Source organism: Gimibacter soli (assembly GCF_028463845.1).
Taxonomy (GTDB): Bacteria; Pseudomonadota; Alphaproteobacteria; order Sphingomonadales; family Kordiimonadaceae; genus Gimibacter; species Gimibacter soli.
In genome coordinates this window covers 442,781-455,964 of record NZ_CP116805.1, presented here as the reverse complement: position 1 = coordinate 455,964, position 13,184 = coordinate 442,781, and the positions used below count along the sequence as shown (strand labels likewise).

Annotated in this window: 17 protein-coding genes; 9 read left to right on the top strand and 8 right to left on the bottom strand. The window is 62.5% G+C overall.

Features of this window, described 5'->3' with window-relative positions:
• Positions 1-25 precede the first annotated feature (25 nt).
• Entirely contained in the window at positions 26-379 is a 354-nt protein-coding gene (gene arsC, locus PH603_RS02145) for an arsenate reductase (glutaredoxin) (protein WP_289504277.1), read from the top strand.
• Here the strand turns inward: arsC and PH603_RS02140 are convergent.
• Both PH603_RS02140 and PH603_RS02135 read right to left on the bottom strand, forming a co-directional pair.
• A complete protein-coding gene (locus PH603_RS02140; RefSeq protein WP_289504276.1) occupies positions 369-1,769 on the bottom strand; it encodes an MATE family efflux transporter in 1,401 nt (466 codons plus the stop codon). The genes arsC and PH603_RS02140 overlap by 11 nt on opposite strands.
• Positions 1,714-3,015, bottom strand: a complete 1,302-nt coding sequence (locus PH603_RS02135; protein WP_289504275.1) for a UDP-glucose dehydrogenase family protein — start codon at positions 3,013-3,015, stop codon at positions 1,714-1,716. The genes PH603_RS02140 and PH603_RS02135 overlap by 56 nt, the downstream gene beginning before the upstream one ends.
• A 233-nt stretch (positions 3,016-3,248) precedes the next feature.
• On the opposite strand from PH603_RS02135, the gene PH603_RS02130 reads away from it, so the two are divergent.
• From PH603_RS02130 to PH603_RS02120, 3 genes are read left to right on the top strand one after another with little or no spacing between them, the layout of a single operon-like run.
• Entirely contained in the window at positions 3,249-3,830 is a 582-nt protein-coding gene (locus PH603_RS02130; protein WP_289504274.1) for a sigma-70 family RNA polymerase sigma factor, read from the top strand.
• Positions 3,827-4,195 (top strand): hypothetical protein, encoded by a 369-nt coding sequence (locus PH603_RS02125; RefSeq protein ID WP_289504273.1) that lies wholly within the window; start codon positions 3,827-3,829, stop codon positions 4,193-4,195. The genes PH603_RS02130 and PH603_RS02125 overlap by 4 nt, the downstream gene beginning before the upstream one ends.
• On the top strand, positions 4,192-4,746 hold the full coding sequence (locus PH603_RS02120; protein WP_289504272.1) for a periplasmic heavy metal sensor: 555 nt from the start codon (positions 4,192-4,194) through the stop codon (positions 4,744-4,746). Before PH603_RS02125 ends, PH603_RS02120 begins: the two co-directional genes overlap by 4 nt.
• A 5-nt stretch (positions 4,747-4,751) precedes the next feature.
• Here PH603_RS02120 and PH603_RS02115 read toward each other — a convergent pair whose 3' ends face one another.
• Both PH603_RS02115 and PH603_RS02110 read right to left on the bottom strand, forming a co-directional pair.
• Positions 4,752-5,405 carry a ChrR family anti-sigma-E factor gene (locus PH603_RS02115; protein WP_289504271.1) on the bottom strand — a complete coding sequence of 218 codons (654 nt, stop codon included), beginning with the start codon at positions 5,403-5,405 and terminating at the stop codon, positions 4,752-4,754.
• Entirely contained in the window at positions 5,398-6,000 is a 603-nt protein-coding gene (locus tag PH603_RS02110; RefSeq protein ID WP_289504270.1) for a sigma-70 family RNA polymerase sigma factor, read from the bottom strand. The genes PH603_RS02115 and PH603_RS02110 overlap by 8 nt, the downstream gene beginning before the upstream one ends.
• A 206-nt stretch (positions 6,001-6,206) precedes the next feature.
• On the opposite strand from PH603_RS02110, the gene PH603_RS02105 reads away from it, so the two are divergent.
• Positions 6,207-7,121 (top strand): putative metalloprotease CJM1_0395 family protein, encoded by a 915-nt coding sequence (locus tag PH603_RS02105; protein WP_289504269.1) that lies wholly within the window; start codon positions 6,207-6,209, stop codon positions 7,119-7,121.
• A 9-nt stretch (positions 7,122-7,130) separates the two neighbouring features.
• Here PH603_RS02105 and PH603_RS02100 read toward each other — a convergent pair whose 3' ends face one another.
• The 3 genes from PH603_RS02100 to PH603_RS02090 are packed head-to-tail and all read right to left on the bottom strand — an operon-like array spanning position 7,131 to position 8,954.
• Positions 7,131-8,195 (bottom strand): quinone-dependent dihydroorotate dehydrogenase, encoded by a 1,065-nt coding sequence (locus PH603_RS02100; RefSeq protein ID WP_289504268.1) that lies wholly within the window; start codon positions 8,193-8,195, stop codon positions 7,131-7,133.
• The gene (locus PH603_RS02095; protein ID WP_289504267.1) at positions 8,195-8,554 is read right to left on the bottom strand and encodes a DUF952 domain-containing protein; all 360 of its coding nucleotides are present in this window, start codon (positions 8,552-8,554) and stop codon (positions 8,195-8,197) included. The genes PH603_RS02100 and PH603_RS02095 overlap by 1 nt, the downstream gene beginning before the upstream one ends.
• Positions 8,555-8,606: 52 nt before the next feature.
• Positions 8,607-8,954, bottom strand: coding sequence for a hypothetical protein (locus PH603_RS02090; RefSeq protein WP_289504266.1), 348 nt, complete (start codon positions 8,952-8,954; stop codon positions 8,607-8,609).
• Between the two features lie 128 nt (positions 8,955-9,082).
• Between PH603_RS02090 and PH603_RS02085 the strand changes: the two genes are divergently transcribed.
• From PH603_RS02085 to PH603_RS02075, 3 genes are all read left to right on the top strand, one after another.
• Positions 9,083-10,108, top strand: coding sequence for a DUF2333 family protein (locus PH603_RS02085; protein WP_289504265.1), 1,026 nt, complete (start codon positions 9,083-9,085; stop codon positions 10,106-10,108).
• A gap of 66 nt (positions 10,109-10,174) precedes the next feature.
• On the top strand, positions 10,175-10,702 hold the full coding sequence (locus PH603_RS02080) for a universal stress protein (protein ID WP_289504264.1): 528 nt from the start codon (positions 10,175-10,177) through the stop codon (positions 10,700-10,702).
• A gap of 40 nt (positions 10,703-10,742) precedes the next feature.
• A complete protein-coding gene (locus PH603_RS02075) occupies positions 10,743-11,432 on the top strand; it encodes a hypothetical protein (RefSeq protein ID WP_289504263.1) in 690 nt (229 codons plus the stop codon).
• Here PH603_RS02075 and PH603_RS02070 read toward each other — a convergent pair.
• Positions 11,429-12,310 (bottom strand): SDR family oxidoreductase, encoded by an 882-nt coding sequence (locus tag PH603_RS02070; protein WP_289504262.1) that lies wholly within the window; start codon positions 12,308-12,310, stop codon positions 11,429-11,431. The two genes, PH603_RS02075 and PH603_RS02070, sit on opposite strands and share 4 nt — an antisense overlap.
• Positions 12,311-12,362: 52 nt before the next feature.
• Here PH603_RS02070 and PH603_RS02065 point away from each other — a divergent pair, with 52 nt between their 5' ends.
• Positions 12,363-13,184: a tetratricopeptide repeat protein gene (locus PH603_RS02065; RefSeq protein WP_289504261.1), complete on the top strand. Its 822-nt coding sequence runs from the start codon at positions 12,363-12,365 to the stop codon at positions 13,182-13,184.

The following is a 13,184-nucleotide window of genomic DNA, read 5'->3' as shown; positions in this document are numbered from 1 at the left end:
TCCTGACCTTCAAGGAGACCGCCCCATGGCCGAAAAGTCCGTCACCATCTGGCACAATCCGCGCTGTTCCAAATCACGCGAAACGCTCGCCCTTCTCGAAGGCATGGGCCTGACACCGACCGTGCGGCTGTATCTTGAAGAGGCCCCGTCGGAGGACGAGCTTGAGGCAGTGCTTGGCATGCTCGGGATCGAGCCGCGCGCCCTGATGCGCACAAAGGAAGACGAATACAAGGCGCAGGGTCTGGCGGATGTCACCAATGGCAAGGCGCTTGTGAAGGCGATGGCGACGACACCGAAGCTGATCGAACGCCCGATTGTGTTCCACGCCGGCAAGGCCGCCATTGGCCGTCCGCCCGAAGCGGTGAAAGCTATCCTCTAGGGCCAACCCTTGCGGCAAGGCGCGGATAAAGAAGCGCTTGCCCTAGGCCACGCACCACCAGAAACAGCCCGAAAGCGCCCCAAAGGCCGACAAGGCCGTATCGGTCGCTGAGCGGCCCGACGCTGATGGCGAACACGGCGCCGCCCGCCAGGATCGTGGCCAGCATGCCGCCCGCCGCCGTCAGCCCCACATAGATGCCGTCAAACTGGTAGGCCGCAAAGCCGAGGATCGGCATCAGCGCGAGCAGGGGAATGAGCGGTTCCATTGCCGCCCGCACGCTCGGCAGGTCGGTCAGAAGCGCCACAATCGTGTTGCCGAAAGCCAGATAGAAGCCTGCATAGAGAAGGGCGGCAATTGCCGACCACAGGAAACCCATCCTGACCCAGAAAGAAAAAAGCGTCCTGTCCCGCGCGCCGGCCGCCGCACCTGCAAGCGCTTCGGACGCGAAAGCAAACCCATCAAGCCCAAGGCTCATCAGCATCATGAAAGTGTTCATGATCTGCGTGGCGGCAAGGGCCGCCTCGCCGAGGGCTGCCGCCTGACGGGTGATGATCAGGAGGCTGGTCAGCAGGATCAGCGTGCGCAGAAGCAGAAGTCCGCTTAAGGAGAAAAGCTTGCCGATGGCATGCGGCGCCCAGGTGGCGCGGTCCAGAAGTGCCGCTTTCAGCGTGCCGGCATTAAAGTCGTTCCGCACAAAATAAAGCCCGCACCCAAACGCCAGCAGGGTGGCAATTAGGGTGCCGAGCGCCACGCCGGCCACCCCCATCTCAAGCCCGACAACAAGGATCAGGTTCAGGACTGCATTGCTGATATTGAGCACCAGCTGCACGACAAGCGAGCGCTTGGCCTGCCCGCGACCCATCAGATAGCCGGTGACGGCATAGAGCATCAGGGTGAAGGGCGCGCCGAAAAGCCGGATGTCGAAATATCGCGTGAGCGGCGCTTCCACTGTTTCGGGTGGCGCGTAGGCCAGAAGGCCCAGATGGAAGATCACGGGGCCTGTGGCCACGATGATGAGGCCGATGGCGAGGCCAAGGGTGACGGCGCGGGTGAGGATGGCGGCAGCCTCGCCCATGTCACGCCGCCCGGTCGCTTGTGCGATCAGGCCGGTTGTCCCCATGCGGAGAAAACCGAAAGCCCAGAAAATGTAGGAAAAAAGCCCGGCGCCCACTGCGATGGCGGCAAGGTAAACAGGCGAGGGCAGGTGCCCCACCGCCCACGCGTCCACCAGTGCCACCATGGGCTCGGACGAGCCAGCAACGATGGCAGGCCCGGCAATGGCCCAGATCTGGTGGTGCGGCCGCGCCGGTCTATCGCGGCCGCGATCCGTCACTTCAACGACCGATGCCCGTATAGTGGAAGCCGTGGCTCGCCAGATCAGCGCGGCCATAGATGTTGCGCAGGTCGATCATCACCGGCGACTTCATCAGGTCCTTGACGCGGCCAAGGTCCAGCGCGCGGAACTGGTTCCATTCGGTGACAATCACAAGCGCATCGGCGCCGATCATGGTTTCATAGGGGTCATTCGCGAAATGCACGCCCGGCAGCAGGTGCTTGGCTTCTTCCATGCCCTTGGGGTCAAACGCATGGATTTCAGCGCCGGCCTTCTGAAGGGCGGGCAGGATATCGAGCGACGGGCTTTCGCGCATGTCGTCGGTGTTCGGCTTGAAGGTCAGGCCAAGCACGGCGATCTTCTTGCCGGCAACCGAACCGCCGCAACCGCCGATCACCTTGGCGGCCATGGCACGCTTGCGTTCTTCGTTCACATCCACGACAGCGCGGACGATTTTCAGGTCAACGCCTGCGTCATCGGCCGAGCGCACAAGGGCGCGGGTGTCTTTCGGGAAGCAGCTGCCGCCGTAGCCGGGGCCTGCATGCAGGAATTTCGAACCGATCCGCTTGTCGAGGCCGATGCCCTTGGCCACTTCCTGCACGTCGGCGCCGACGCGCTCGCAAAGGTCGGCCATCTCGTTGATGAAGCTGATCTTGGTGGCGAGGAAGGCGTTGGCCGCATATTTCACCACTTCCGCGGTTTCGCGGCTGGTGAAGATGACCGGCGTTTCATTCAGGAAGAGCGGACGATACAGTTCCTTCAGCACGCCCTGGGCACGCTCGTTCTCGACACCGCAAACAACGCGGTCGGGGCGCATGAAATCTTCGATCGCGGCGCCTTCGCGCAGGAATTCGGGGTTGCTTGCCACATCGAACATGTCGGTCGACAGCTTGGCCGACAGACGCGCCTTGATCTCGCGGCCGGTGCCCACGGGCACAGTCGATTTGGTCACGACAACCGTATAGCTTTTAATGAGCGCCGCGATTTCGTCGACCGCTGCCATCACATAGGAAAGGTCGGCATGGCCGTCACCGCGGCGGCTCGGCGTGCCCACAGCGATGAAGACGGCAGCGGCACCGTCCATGGCTTCGGCAAGATCGGTGGTGAAATCGAGGCGGCCGGCTTCGGCGTTCCGCACTACCATGGTATCGAGGCCGGGCTCGAAAATCGGGACGATGCCCTTCTTGAGGTTCTCGATCTTCTTCACGTCCTTGTCGACGCAAATGACCTCATGGCCGAATTCGGAAAAACACGTACCCGAGACAAGGCCCACATAACCCGTACCGATCACCGCAATTTTCATGGCGTTTCCTTATGGTTCGGCGGACCCGGTTGCCGGGGCGCGCAAATTTTCGCACCATAGCCACACTCTTGGCCCGGTTTCAAGCGATGCGCCGGGTGATAACGCCTGTAGATGACGGAAAAATGGCACAAAATGCGAAGGGTATGTGAAATCATGCCCGTAACAGGTGTGACGTCGAGGTGGTATCCTGTCCGGAAGGGTACCGCCGGTGAGTGAATGGAAGGATTGCGCGCATGGGGCAACGGCCCACGTTTGCGGACGCAAGCGATGATCGCCTGATCGCCGAGGTGGCGGCAGGCTCGCCGGCTGCCTATGCGGTTCTTGTGGACCGCTGGGCGGTGAAATGCCGGGCGCTTGCCTTCCGCATGACGCGCGACATGGCCCTCGCCGAGGATATGGTGCAGGACGTGTTTGTGAAGGTCTGGACAAAGGCCGAGCTCTTTGACGCGGGCAAGGCGAAGTTCGGCACCTGGCTTTACCGGATGGTGGTCAACCGTTGCCTTGACGAGGCGCGGCGCCGCAAGCCGGATGCCTTGCCCGAAGATTATGATGCGCCGGACGATGCGATGAACGCCGAAGACCTGATGGCGGATGCAAGCGAACGGCAACGGATAAGGGACGCGGTCGCGACGCTTCCCGAACGGCAGCAGACGGCGGTTGTCCTCACCTATTTCGAGGAACTGTCCAACCAGGAAGCGGCCGAAGTGATGGAGATCCATATCAAGGCTTTCGAGTCGCTCCTTGTGCGGGCGCGGAAATCGCTGAAGGCCCTGATGGAGGAATGGTCGCAGGGCGGCCAGGAAAGGACGGCATGATGAAGGATCTGGAGGACGCAAAATTGGCTGAACTCCTGAAAACTGCAGGCAGCGTCCCCGGGCGGGATGACGCGACCCTTGCTGCCTTCATGGCAAGGCTGCACCGCATCCCGGATGACCATGCGCAGGCGCGCGCCTCGGCGGCGGCAGGCGGTGGGCGGTCTTTCCTTGGCGGCTTGTTCGCGGCCTTCCCGCGGCCCTGGATACTGGCCGAGGGCGGTGCGCTTGCCGCTGCCCTTTGCCTCGGGCTTTTCGTCGGCTATGACGCCGGCCTTTCGGGGGCCGAGCAGGTCACCGACCTTGATCTTTCCACAAGCCTGATCGCAGGCACCGACATCGACCTTTTTGAGGACGGCACCCTATGACGCGTAACATGAAGATCCTGTTTGTGGTTCTCGGCCTGTCGCTGGCGCTCAATGTGTTCGCGCTTGGTCATGTGATCGGTCGTGGCCTGCCGCCCAAACACCATAGTGACCGCCCGCCCATGGGGCCGATCGAGTTCAATCTCCGGGCTATCCACAAGCTGCTACCTGAAGAAGCTCGTGGCCAGCTGAAGGACGCCCTGCGCGAAAATCGCTCCATGATGCGTGAAAGCTACAAGGCATTTCGCGAGGATCAGCGGACGCTGAAAGCGCTCCTTACCGCTGAAACCTTCGACGTTGCTGCATTTGAAGCCGCGCTGAACCAGCATGACGATGCCATGCGGGCAATGCACGGGCCGATGCGCGAGGCGCTTCTGAAGATATTGCCGACGCTTGATCAGCCCACACGTGCGGCTCTTGCCGACGCCTTTTTCAGCCGCCCGCGCATGCCGAAAAAGATGAAATTCAAGGATGACCGCGACGATGACATGCCACCCCCGCCGCCGGGCGATGAACCAGGCCCCGGTCCCGAGGATGGTCCGCCCGAAGACTGAGCGGCCTATACTTTCAGGAACGGATTGATCAGCCAGCCGAGCGGCCCCTTGAACTTCAGGGGCGCATCGAGAACGGCGAGGCACAGGCAGCCGGTTGCTGCATCAGCGACCGGATTATGGGTGTCTGCCTCGGTCGTGCAGATGAAGTCACCGGTTTTCATATCGCCGTATGTATCGGTATAGGACCCGCGGAGCACGAGCGTATATTCCCGCCCCCGGTGGGTATGCATCGGGATCGTCTGCCCGGGCGGAATGTCCAGCAGGCTGATCTTGTAGCCGCGCACCCCGGCCACCATCGGATATTCCCGCACGCCGCCGCCGATCCGCTTCCATTTGAGGCCCGCGACCGGGCCGGGCAGGCTTGCCCGCAAGGCGGTGGGGAGGTCTGTATCGCTGCCATTGTCCTCCACGGCTGAACCTTCATCTTCAGCAGGCATGGCATCCAGCTTGTCCAGCAGGCGGTCGAACAGGTCCGGCGCCAGACTGGCCGGGGCCATATCGTCAATGAGCGTGCCGCCCGCGGCCATCAGGCTGTTGTGGGTGCGCCGGGCTTCGCTGTTGATTTCAATGAGGCTGTCGGCAAACAGCATCAGGGGCGGCGGCAAGGCGCCTGCCATATGGTCTGTCACGAGTGTGGCCAGCATGTCCTTGTCAGGCATCGCTTACCTCGATTTCCTTCTCAAGCCGGCCCCGCAGATGCGCGAGCGCCAGCCGTATCCTTGATTTCACGGTCCCGAGCGGCAGGCCGAGCTCTGCGGCCACATCGCTATGGGATTTGTCTTCAAAAAAGGCCTTGTGGATGACCTCCGCCTGTTCGGGCGAAAGGCTTGCCATCCGGTCCTTCACAAGGGTAGCAAGCTGCTCGCCCGAGGTGGCTTCTTCCGGGTCCTCGCCGTCTGCCGCGACCCTCTCTGCCGCATCGATCTCCTGCGTTGGCAGGGTTCCCCGCCGCAGAAGATCGATCCGCCGGTTGCGCAGGATCGTGAAGATCCAGGTGGAGGCCGCTGCCTTCGCGGGGTCGAAAAGCGCTGCCTTGCGCCAGACGGTCAGCATCACATCCTGCACCAGATCGTCGGCCGCGCTATCCTCAAGCCCGCCTTTCAGCGCGAACGCCTTGAGCCGCGGGCCGTACCAGGCGAAAAGCTCGGCAAAGGCCGTGCGGTCGGCACCGGTCGCGATACGCGCGATCAGCGCTGCATGCGCCGCCGCATTCGCTTTCGTATCCTTTTCCGCCTGTGTGCGGCCGGTGCCCATCCGCCATCCCCTTGCGCCCCGCGGATAATCCTGAGGCTTCGTCCGGCATAGCACGGACGGGGCGGTTCGGACAGTCTCGGCAACAGCAAGGGCTGGCATTGTAACGGGCTCCGGTTTCCTCCTCTTACGCGCCGGTCGCCACGTCGGATCAGTGCGGCGTTGCATCAGCGTTCCCGAACGGCAGAAACAATGGTAAACTGTGCCTTATGACGACGAGCGTGATCCTGCCAACAACGGGTGCGCCGCCGCCGGGCCTCAGACGCCCCGAAGTGGCCGCGCCCGCTTCCCGATCCACGGCTGTGCCGGAAACCCCGGCTTCAGGCGACGGGTCTGCTCGTGCGCAAGAGGGCAGCAGTGGCGCCCCGATCAGCCAGAGCCGCGCTAGCGGTGTGGCCGTGCAGGTGATCGAATCCAATTTCTCGGATAGCCGCCCGGCGGGCACCAGCACCCGGCTCCCGAACCAGCTTTCTGAGGACGAACAGGCCGAAGTTGCGAGGCTTGCCGCACGTGACCGCGAAGTCCGTGCCCATGAAACTGCGCACCAGACAGCCGGCGCCGGCTATGCGGGGTCTCCGAATTTCGAATATGTGCGCGGGCCGGATGGCCGTCAGTATGCCGTTGGCGGGCATGTGCAGATCGATACAAGCACGGTGCCGGGTGACCCGCGCGCCACGATCGCCAAGATGGAAGTCGTCCGTGCCGCTGCCCTTGCACCCGCGCGCCCGTCCGGTCAGGACCGGTCGGTAGCCGCCGCTGCCGCCGCCACGATCCGGGAAGCCGAAGGTCAGCAGCGCGAACAGCAAAAGGCAGCAGCCGAAGCCGCCGCGCAAGAACAGGCCGAGAAGAAGGAAGAAACCAAGGCCATTGCTGAAAGCGCAGAGCCCAAGTCCGATAGCGAAGCGGGAGAGATTGGCGCTGCAACGGAAACCGACCCCGCGCCGGACGCGGAAACCCCGGCGACGGATATATCGCCTTCGCCAGCAGTCGTTTCAGGACCGAGTGTTCCGACAAGTGCGCCCGTGACGCCTGCGGCACCTGCCGCCCCCATCTTCACCCCGGCCATTGGCGGTGGTGGTTTCCCGGCGCCTCAGGCCGTCAACCTGATCAATCTTTTCGCTTGAAAGCCCGCCTCAGCGGTGGTCAGCCCCGACAGCTGATGCGACATCCTTGAAGCCGCCAGCCTTCAGGAGGGCCGCGAGGTCAGCCTTAATCTGCGGCACCAGCCGGGTGCCTTCATACGCAAGCGCCGAATAAAGCTGCACAAGTGAAGCGCCGGCCCGGATCTTGGCATAGGCATCAGCGCCCGAGGCAATCCCGCCAACACCAATAAGCGGCACCTTGCCTTCTGTCGCCTTATAGACTTTTGCCAGCATGCGCGTGGAAGGCGCCATCAGCGGCGCACCGGAAAGGCCGCCAACCTCGGCCCTGTGCGCGGACTTCAGGCTTTCAGGCCGCACGATCGTGGTGTTCGATACGATCAGCCCGTCAATCTCGCTTGCCCGTGCGACAGCGGCGATATCGGCAACATCTTCTTCCGTCAGGTCAGGCGCGATTTTCACAAGGATCGGCACGCGGGCAGCACCCGCCGCCACTTTCGCTGCGCGGGCAGCAAGCACACGGCCGATCAGGTCCTCAAGGCTCGCGCGTGACTGCAGCGCGCGCAGGCCCGGTGTGTTGGGGCTCGAGATATTCACGGTGAAATAGTCAGCAAGGCCATAAAGCGCTTCAACGCCCGTCACATAGTCGGCGGTGCGGTCGGTGGCATCCTTGTTGGCGCCGACGTTGGCACCGACAACACCGCTGCGGCCACGACGGGCTTCAAGCCGGGCGCAGAAGGCACCCAATCCCTTGTTGTTGAAACCGAAGCGGTTGATCACCGCGCGGTCTTCCGTCAGGCGGAAAAGACGCGGCTTGGCGTTGCCGGCTTGTGGCTTGGGTGTCACCGAACCCGCTTCGACAAAACCGAAGCCTTGGCCGAGCATCGGCTCGATCACTTCGGCATTCTTGTCGAACCCGGCGGCAAGGCCCACGGGGTTCGGGAAATCGATGCCGAACACGCTGGTTTTCAGGACCGGGTCGTCCGCATCGGTGGCTTCCGGCAGAAGGCCCGTGCGCAGGCCAAGGATTGTCAGGTTATGGGCGCGCTCGGGGTCCATTGCATGCAGGAACGGGCGGGCAATCGAGAAAAGGTCCATCACTCACTCTCCGCTTCAAGCATCCAGAAATCATGCGCACCGTCCGCCCCCAGGGCCAGTGGCCAGGCGCTTTCGATCATGTCGGTCGCGAGCGGCGCATAAAGGTGCGGGAACAGGTCACCGCCACGCGATGGCTCATACCGCAGTGCGCCTTCGGGGGTGGTTTCCGGGTCGATGGCAACAAGCATCAGGCCTGCTTCACCGGCAAAGTGGCGGGCGGCGGTTTCGCGCACTTGCGCGCCCGTGGAAAGATGCACAAAGCCGTCGGCAAGGTCGACAGGGGCGCCCTCGAAGGTGCCATCCGCCATCAGCGCCTGCCATTCGTCGGCGCGCAGTATCTTGTAAATTGCTGTTTCCATGCGGACTCCATAAGGGCCGCGGGGCTTTCGCGCAAGAGGCGGCGTGAAAGGCTCAGCGGCTGCCGGGGGCAGGGTCCTTGGGGTGCGTCAGGTTGAAAGTGGCAATCCGGCAGGTCACGCCTGCCCGGCTCATGATGTCGTCACGCCCGGCACACAGACGACCATTGAGCGGCGTATAGCTCATATAGCCGTGGAATTTCAGCTGCGGGCAGGCGTCCTTCAGCATCATATAGATGTCGTCGCCCTCGCTGATCGTCAGGCGCACGCGGGTATCGCTTTCGATCTTGTAGTTGCTGATCCGCTCGGCCACCACGCAGGCGGGGCCGGGGGCCAGATTTTCATCGGCGGCTGCCGATACGGCCATACCGGCGGCGAGGAACAAGGCGAGTATCGCTTTCATGCGCGTCTTTCTGCATCAAATTGGCACTATCCTTGGCCTGCAAGGCTGAACACGGCCTGAACGGCGCTAAGTCCTTGCAATTCGGCCCTGCAATTCCAACAATGTAACCCTATCAGGGAGAAAGGTCGATGGCAGGCGAACTTTGGCAGTGGGTCCTTGAAAAACTGAAGGCCTTCGGGGCGCTTCTGTGGCGGGGTATCCGCACGCTCTGGACATGGGCACTCACCTGGGGCGCCACTATCAGTGCGCGCACCTGGCGCATGGTGGCGGTTGCCGTGCCCGGTGTCTTCCTCCTTTATATCCTAATCGGCATGATGATCGTGAACCGGATTGACGACAAATTCCGGCCGCTGCCCGATGTGCCGGAGAATGCTTCGGTGACGGTGGAACTGGTCGCGGGTCTCGTGGAGCGCGAAACGGTCGACCATAACTGGACACCCAACGACCCCTTCTTCCTGCCCGGCGGCTGGCTTGACAACACGCCCTCTTACCAGAAGGGCATCATGGGGGCGCTGTCGCGTTTCACCTTCGAATTGCGCGACCAGATTGGCCGCACGCGCGGCTCGAGTGCAGTGGATACGGATCTTGAAAAGGCTGCGGGAAACCTGTCGAAGGAGCCCGAGCGCTGGATCATTGATTTCTCGACGTCGCTTCTGCCCACGACCCCGTCGGATTCCTATTTCCGCGAGGCCGCCCGGCAGCTGCGCGCCTATAACGAGCGGCTGGCAGCGGGCGATGCCGTGTTCGAACGCCGGGCTGACAATCTCCTCGCCACGCTTGACCGAATCACCCTCGATCTCGGCGCGTCTTCGGCGGCGATTGATGATTATATCACCGCGGAAAGCGGCGGCGTGCTGCCCGATACCGGCGCGGATGACCTTTTCTATCAGGTGAAGGGACAGGTGTATGCCTATACGCTGATCCTTGCCGCCCTCGAGAAAGACTTTGCCTCGGTGATCGTCGGCCGCGATGTTCAGCCGCTTTACAAATCGCTTCTGGTGTCGCTTCGGGCGGCGGCCTCGCTTGATCCGCTGATTGTCCTTAACGGCGATGTGGACGGGATCATGCTGCCGAACCATCTGGCGGTGCAGGGTTTCTATCTGTTGCGGGCACGCACGCAGCTCCGTGAAATCGGGAATATCCTGCTGAAATAGGCACCGGCCAGCCCCCGAGAAATGGGGCTTGCCAGCCTTGCCCGGCACTGTCACTCTCAACTGATCATGATGACCGACACGATCGATAGCGGCGGACCGCAGATTTCCGGCCCCATCAGGCCGATCAAGAAGCGCTACAGGAAGCTTCTTGTCGTGGTCGACGGCTCCCCCGAATCCAAAGTGGCGATCCGCTTTGCCGCTGCGCGTGCTGCACATATCACGGGCGGCGGGCTGATCCTTTTCCACTGCATCCGCCCCGGCGAGTTCCAGCACTGGATGGCAGTTGCCGACCGCATGCGAGAAGAAGCTTACGAGGAAGCCCGTGTGCTCTTGGATGAAGTGGCTGAACGGCTGCATTCCTATTGTGGCATCACGCCCGAAGTCCGGATCATTGAAGGCGAGCCCAAGGAACAGCTCCTGAAATTCATTGATGAAACCCCCGATATTTTCGGCCTTGTGCTTGGCGCAGGCCCTGCGGGCAACCCCGGCCCGCTTGTCGACTATTTCGCGCACGATCTGGCGGGCAGCCTGAAATGCCCCGTGATGCTGGTGCCCGGTAACATGAGTTACGAACAGGTCGACGAGATGGCCTGACAAATCCGGTTCGTTCAAAACGGCAGTATGGGGGGAATCCATGGGCGCTGCACGGTTTGGTTCGACTTTCTATGCCCGTATGGGCATTGCGATGCTTCTTTTCATTCTGGCGGGCTTTGGCCCCTATGTGATGCACCGGTTTGAAAACGGTGTGCAAGCAAGCCCCGTTCTTGTTCTGCACGGGGTCGTCTTTTTCATCTGGATTTGCGTGTTCATCCTGCAGGCCCATCTTGTGGGGGCAGGGAACCGCGCGCTTCACATGCGGCTTGGCGCCGTCAGCCCGGTTCTGGCCGGTTTGATGATCGCCACCAGTATTCTGCTGACGGTGGAAACCTTCCACACTTACAACAACAATATCCCGATGCTCAGCCGGGAGCATTTCATCATCCTGCCGCTGATGGACGGCATATTGTTCACAGCCTATTACACGCTCGCCTTCGTCAATCGCCGCAGGGCAGAGGCGCACAAGCATTTCATGCTGTTGGCTGCCGTGATGATCATGGATCCGGCCTTCGGGCGGCTCGGCGGAACGCTCGGCAATCCGATGATCGGGATTGTCCTGCACTTCGGGCTGCTGGTCGCCCTTGTTATCCATGACCGACGCAAGCTTGGCCGGGTCCATATGATCACCAAGGTGGCCCTTCTTGTGCTCACCCTGAGGTACGCCGCTTTCTTCCTAGTGGGGCCGAGCGAGGGATGGGCCGGATTTACGGCGTGGCTTTTCGGCTAGCGCTGTTCTGACCGGATCAGGTCGGGCAGCGCATCCCGGATCGAGGGGTAACGGAACGCAAAGCCGAGCACTTCTTTGACCCGGTCGTTCCGAACGCGCTTCGATTCCAGATAGAAGCTCCGTGCCATTTCGCTCATCTCCGCCGTTTCGAACGCTTCAAGGGGCGGCGGGGTGACGCCCAGCGCTTCGGCGGCAAGTCCGATCACATCGGCGGGGGGCATCGGGTCGTCGTCGGCAAGGTTGAAGACCATGCCCGGCCGGCCTTCAAGCTGCATGGCAAGCAATACTGCGGCGGCGATATCAGCCACATGAATGCGGCTGAATACCTGGCCTTCCTTCACAATGCGCCGCGCCTTGCCATCGATCAGGGACCGTATGGCGTTGCGGCCGGGGCCATAGATGCCGGCAAGGCGGAAGATATCGACGCGTGCCCCGATAGCAGCCCCCGCGGCCTGCCAGGCCGCCTCTGCCACCACCCGGCGCTTGCCACGTTCGAGACTCGGCGCGGTCGGCGTATCCTCGCTGACCCAGTCGCCGCCATGATCGCCGTAAACATTGGTGCTGGAAAGATAGCCGATCCATTCAAGGCCCCCTGCCTTGGCCAAGGCAGGCTGCAGGCGCTGCAGCACCGGATCACCCGCTGGCCCCGGCGGCACGCTGACGAGAAGGTGGGTGACACCTTCAAGCGTATCAGGGGCAAGCGGGCCGTCGCCGGAAAGGTCAAGCGTTTCAATCCCGGCCTTTTCAAGGCTGTCCCGCACAACAGGATTTCGCCAGCTGGCCACCACCTGATGCCCGGCTGCGCGTGCGGCTTTCAGGATGGCGCCACCGGTGAAGCCGGGGCCGATAACCAGAAGCCGGATCGGGAGACGTGTCATGGGGAAACCTTTTGCCTTGAAATTGTCACTGCGCCGCGCCACTCATTGGGGCATGAAAAGACTGCGCACCATAACATGGCTTCTGATGACCGCCAGCCCGCTCGTCACGCTGCAGGCGGGCATCGCGGCCGACGACATGACAGCGGCCGAAGAACGCTACGGCAACTGCCTGATGACTGCCTCCCGCTCGCCCGACAAGGGGATCAACGAAGCGCTTGTCTGGCAAGGCGAAGGCGGCGGTGCGCCTGCCCGCCACTGCGAAGCGGTCGGGCTTTTCAATATCGGTGAATATGCTGAAAGCGCGGCCCGGCTTGAACTTATCGCCGAGGACATGCGCTATGGTCGTGACATGCCGCTGAAGGACGGCAAGCGCGTGGTAGGAACGGCGCTGATGCTGGCCTCCATCTGGACGCAGGCGGCAAACGCCTGGCTGATGGCGGACGAGATCACCCGCGCCGAAGCGGCGATTGATCAGGCCCTGAGCCTGGCGCCGCGCGGCACAAAGGTGGAGCGTCAGGCACTGACCGACCGCGCGAGGATTGCGGCGGCAGACGGCGACTTTGATCTGGCTTATACCGACCTAAAGCGCGTGACGGTAACGGACCCCGGCGACACGTCAGCGCTTCTGCTGCTGGCATCAGCTGCGCGCCAGACCGAGCGGCTGGCCGAGGCCGAGCAGCTCCTTGAAAAGATCGCGACCGACCGGGCAAGCGACCCGGCCTACTGGCTTGAACTCGGTAACCTGAAGGATGCTGAAGGCGATACGCCTGCCGCCCGTAGTGCATGGCTCAAGGTCGCTCAGATGGCACCGGATTCGGGTGCGGCCCTTGCCGCACAGCGCAATCTTGAACGGATCGACCTGAAGAAAAAGTGA

Excerpts from the sequence above, each read along its gene's own strand:
- arsC (WP_289504277.1), top strand. The coding sequence starts at position 26 with ATGGCCGAAAAGTCCGTCACCATCTGGCACAATCCGCGCTGTTCCAAA.
- PH603_RS02140 (WP_289504276.1), bottom strand. The coding sequence starts at position 1,769 with ATGGCCGCGCTGATCTGGCGAGCCACGGCTTCCACTATACGGGCATCG.
- PH603_RS02135 (WP_289504275.1), bottom strand. The coding sequence starts at position 3,015 with ATGAAAATTGCGGTGATCGGTACGGGTTATGTGGGCCTTGTCTCGGGT.
- PH603_RS02130 (WP_289504274.1), top strand. The coding sequence starts at position 3,249 with ATGGGGCAACGGCCCACGTTTGCGGACGCAAGCGATGATCGCCTGATC.
- PH603_RS02125 (WP_289504273.1), top strand. The coding sequence starts at position 3,827 with ATGATGAAGGATCTGGAGGACGCAAAATTGGCTGAACTCCTGAAAACT.
- PH603_RS02120 (WP_289504272.1), top strand. The coding sequence starts at position 4,192 with ATGACGCGTAACATGAAGATCCTGTTTGTGGTTCTCGGCCTGTCGCTG.
- PH603_RS02115 (WP_289504271.1), bottom strand. The coding sequence starts at position 5,405 with ATGCCTGACAAGGACATGCTGGCCACACTCGTGACAGACCATATGGCA.
- PH603_RS02110 (WP_289504270.1), bottom strand. The coding sequence starts at position 6,000 with ATGGGCACCGGCCGCACACAGGCGGAAAAGGATACGAAAGCGAATGCG.
- PH603_RS02105 (WP_289504269.1), top strand. The coding sequence starts at position 6,207 with ATGACGACGAGCGTGATCCTGCCAACAACGGGTGCGCCGCCGCCGGGC.
- PH603_RS02100 (WP_289504268.1), bottom strand. The coding sequence starts at position 8,195 with ATGGACCTTTTCTCGATTGCCCGCCCGTTCCTGCATGCAATGGACCCC.
- PH603_RS02095 (WP_289504267.1), bottom strand. The coding sequence starts at position 8,554 with ATGGAAACAGCAATTTACAAGATACTGCGCGCCGACGAATGGCAGGCG.
- PH603_RS02090 (WP_289504266.1), bottom strand. The coding sequence starts at position 8,954 with ATGAAAGCGATACTCGCCTTGTTCCTCGCCGCCGGTATGGCCGTATCG.
- PH603_RS02085 (WP_289504265.1), top strand. The coding sequence starts at position 9,083 with ATGGCAGGCGAACTTTGGCAGTGGGTCCTTGAAAAACTGAAGGCCTTC.
- PH603_RS02080 (WP_289504264.1), top strand. The coding sequence starts at position 10,175 with ATGATGACCGACACGATCGATAGCGGCGGACCGCAGATTTCCGGCCCC.
- PH603_RS02075 (WP_289504263.1), top strand. The coding sequence starts at position 10,743 with ATGGGCGCTGCACGGTTTGGTTCGACTTTCTATGCCCGTATGGGCATT.
- PH603_RS02070 (WP_289504262.1), bottom strand. The coding sequence starts at position 12,310 with ATGACACGTCTCCCGATCCGGCTTCTGGTTATCGGCCCCGGCTTCACC.
- PH603_RS02065 (WP_289504261.1), top strand. The coding sequence starts at position 12,363 with ATGAAAAGACTGCGCACCATAACATGGCTTCTGATGACCGCCAGCCCG.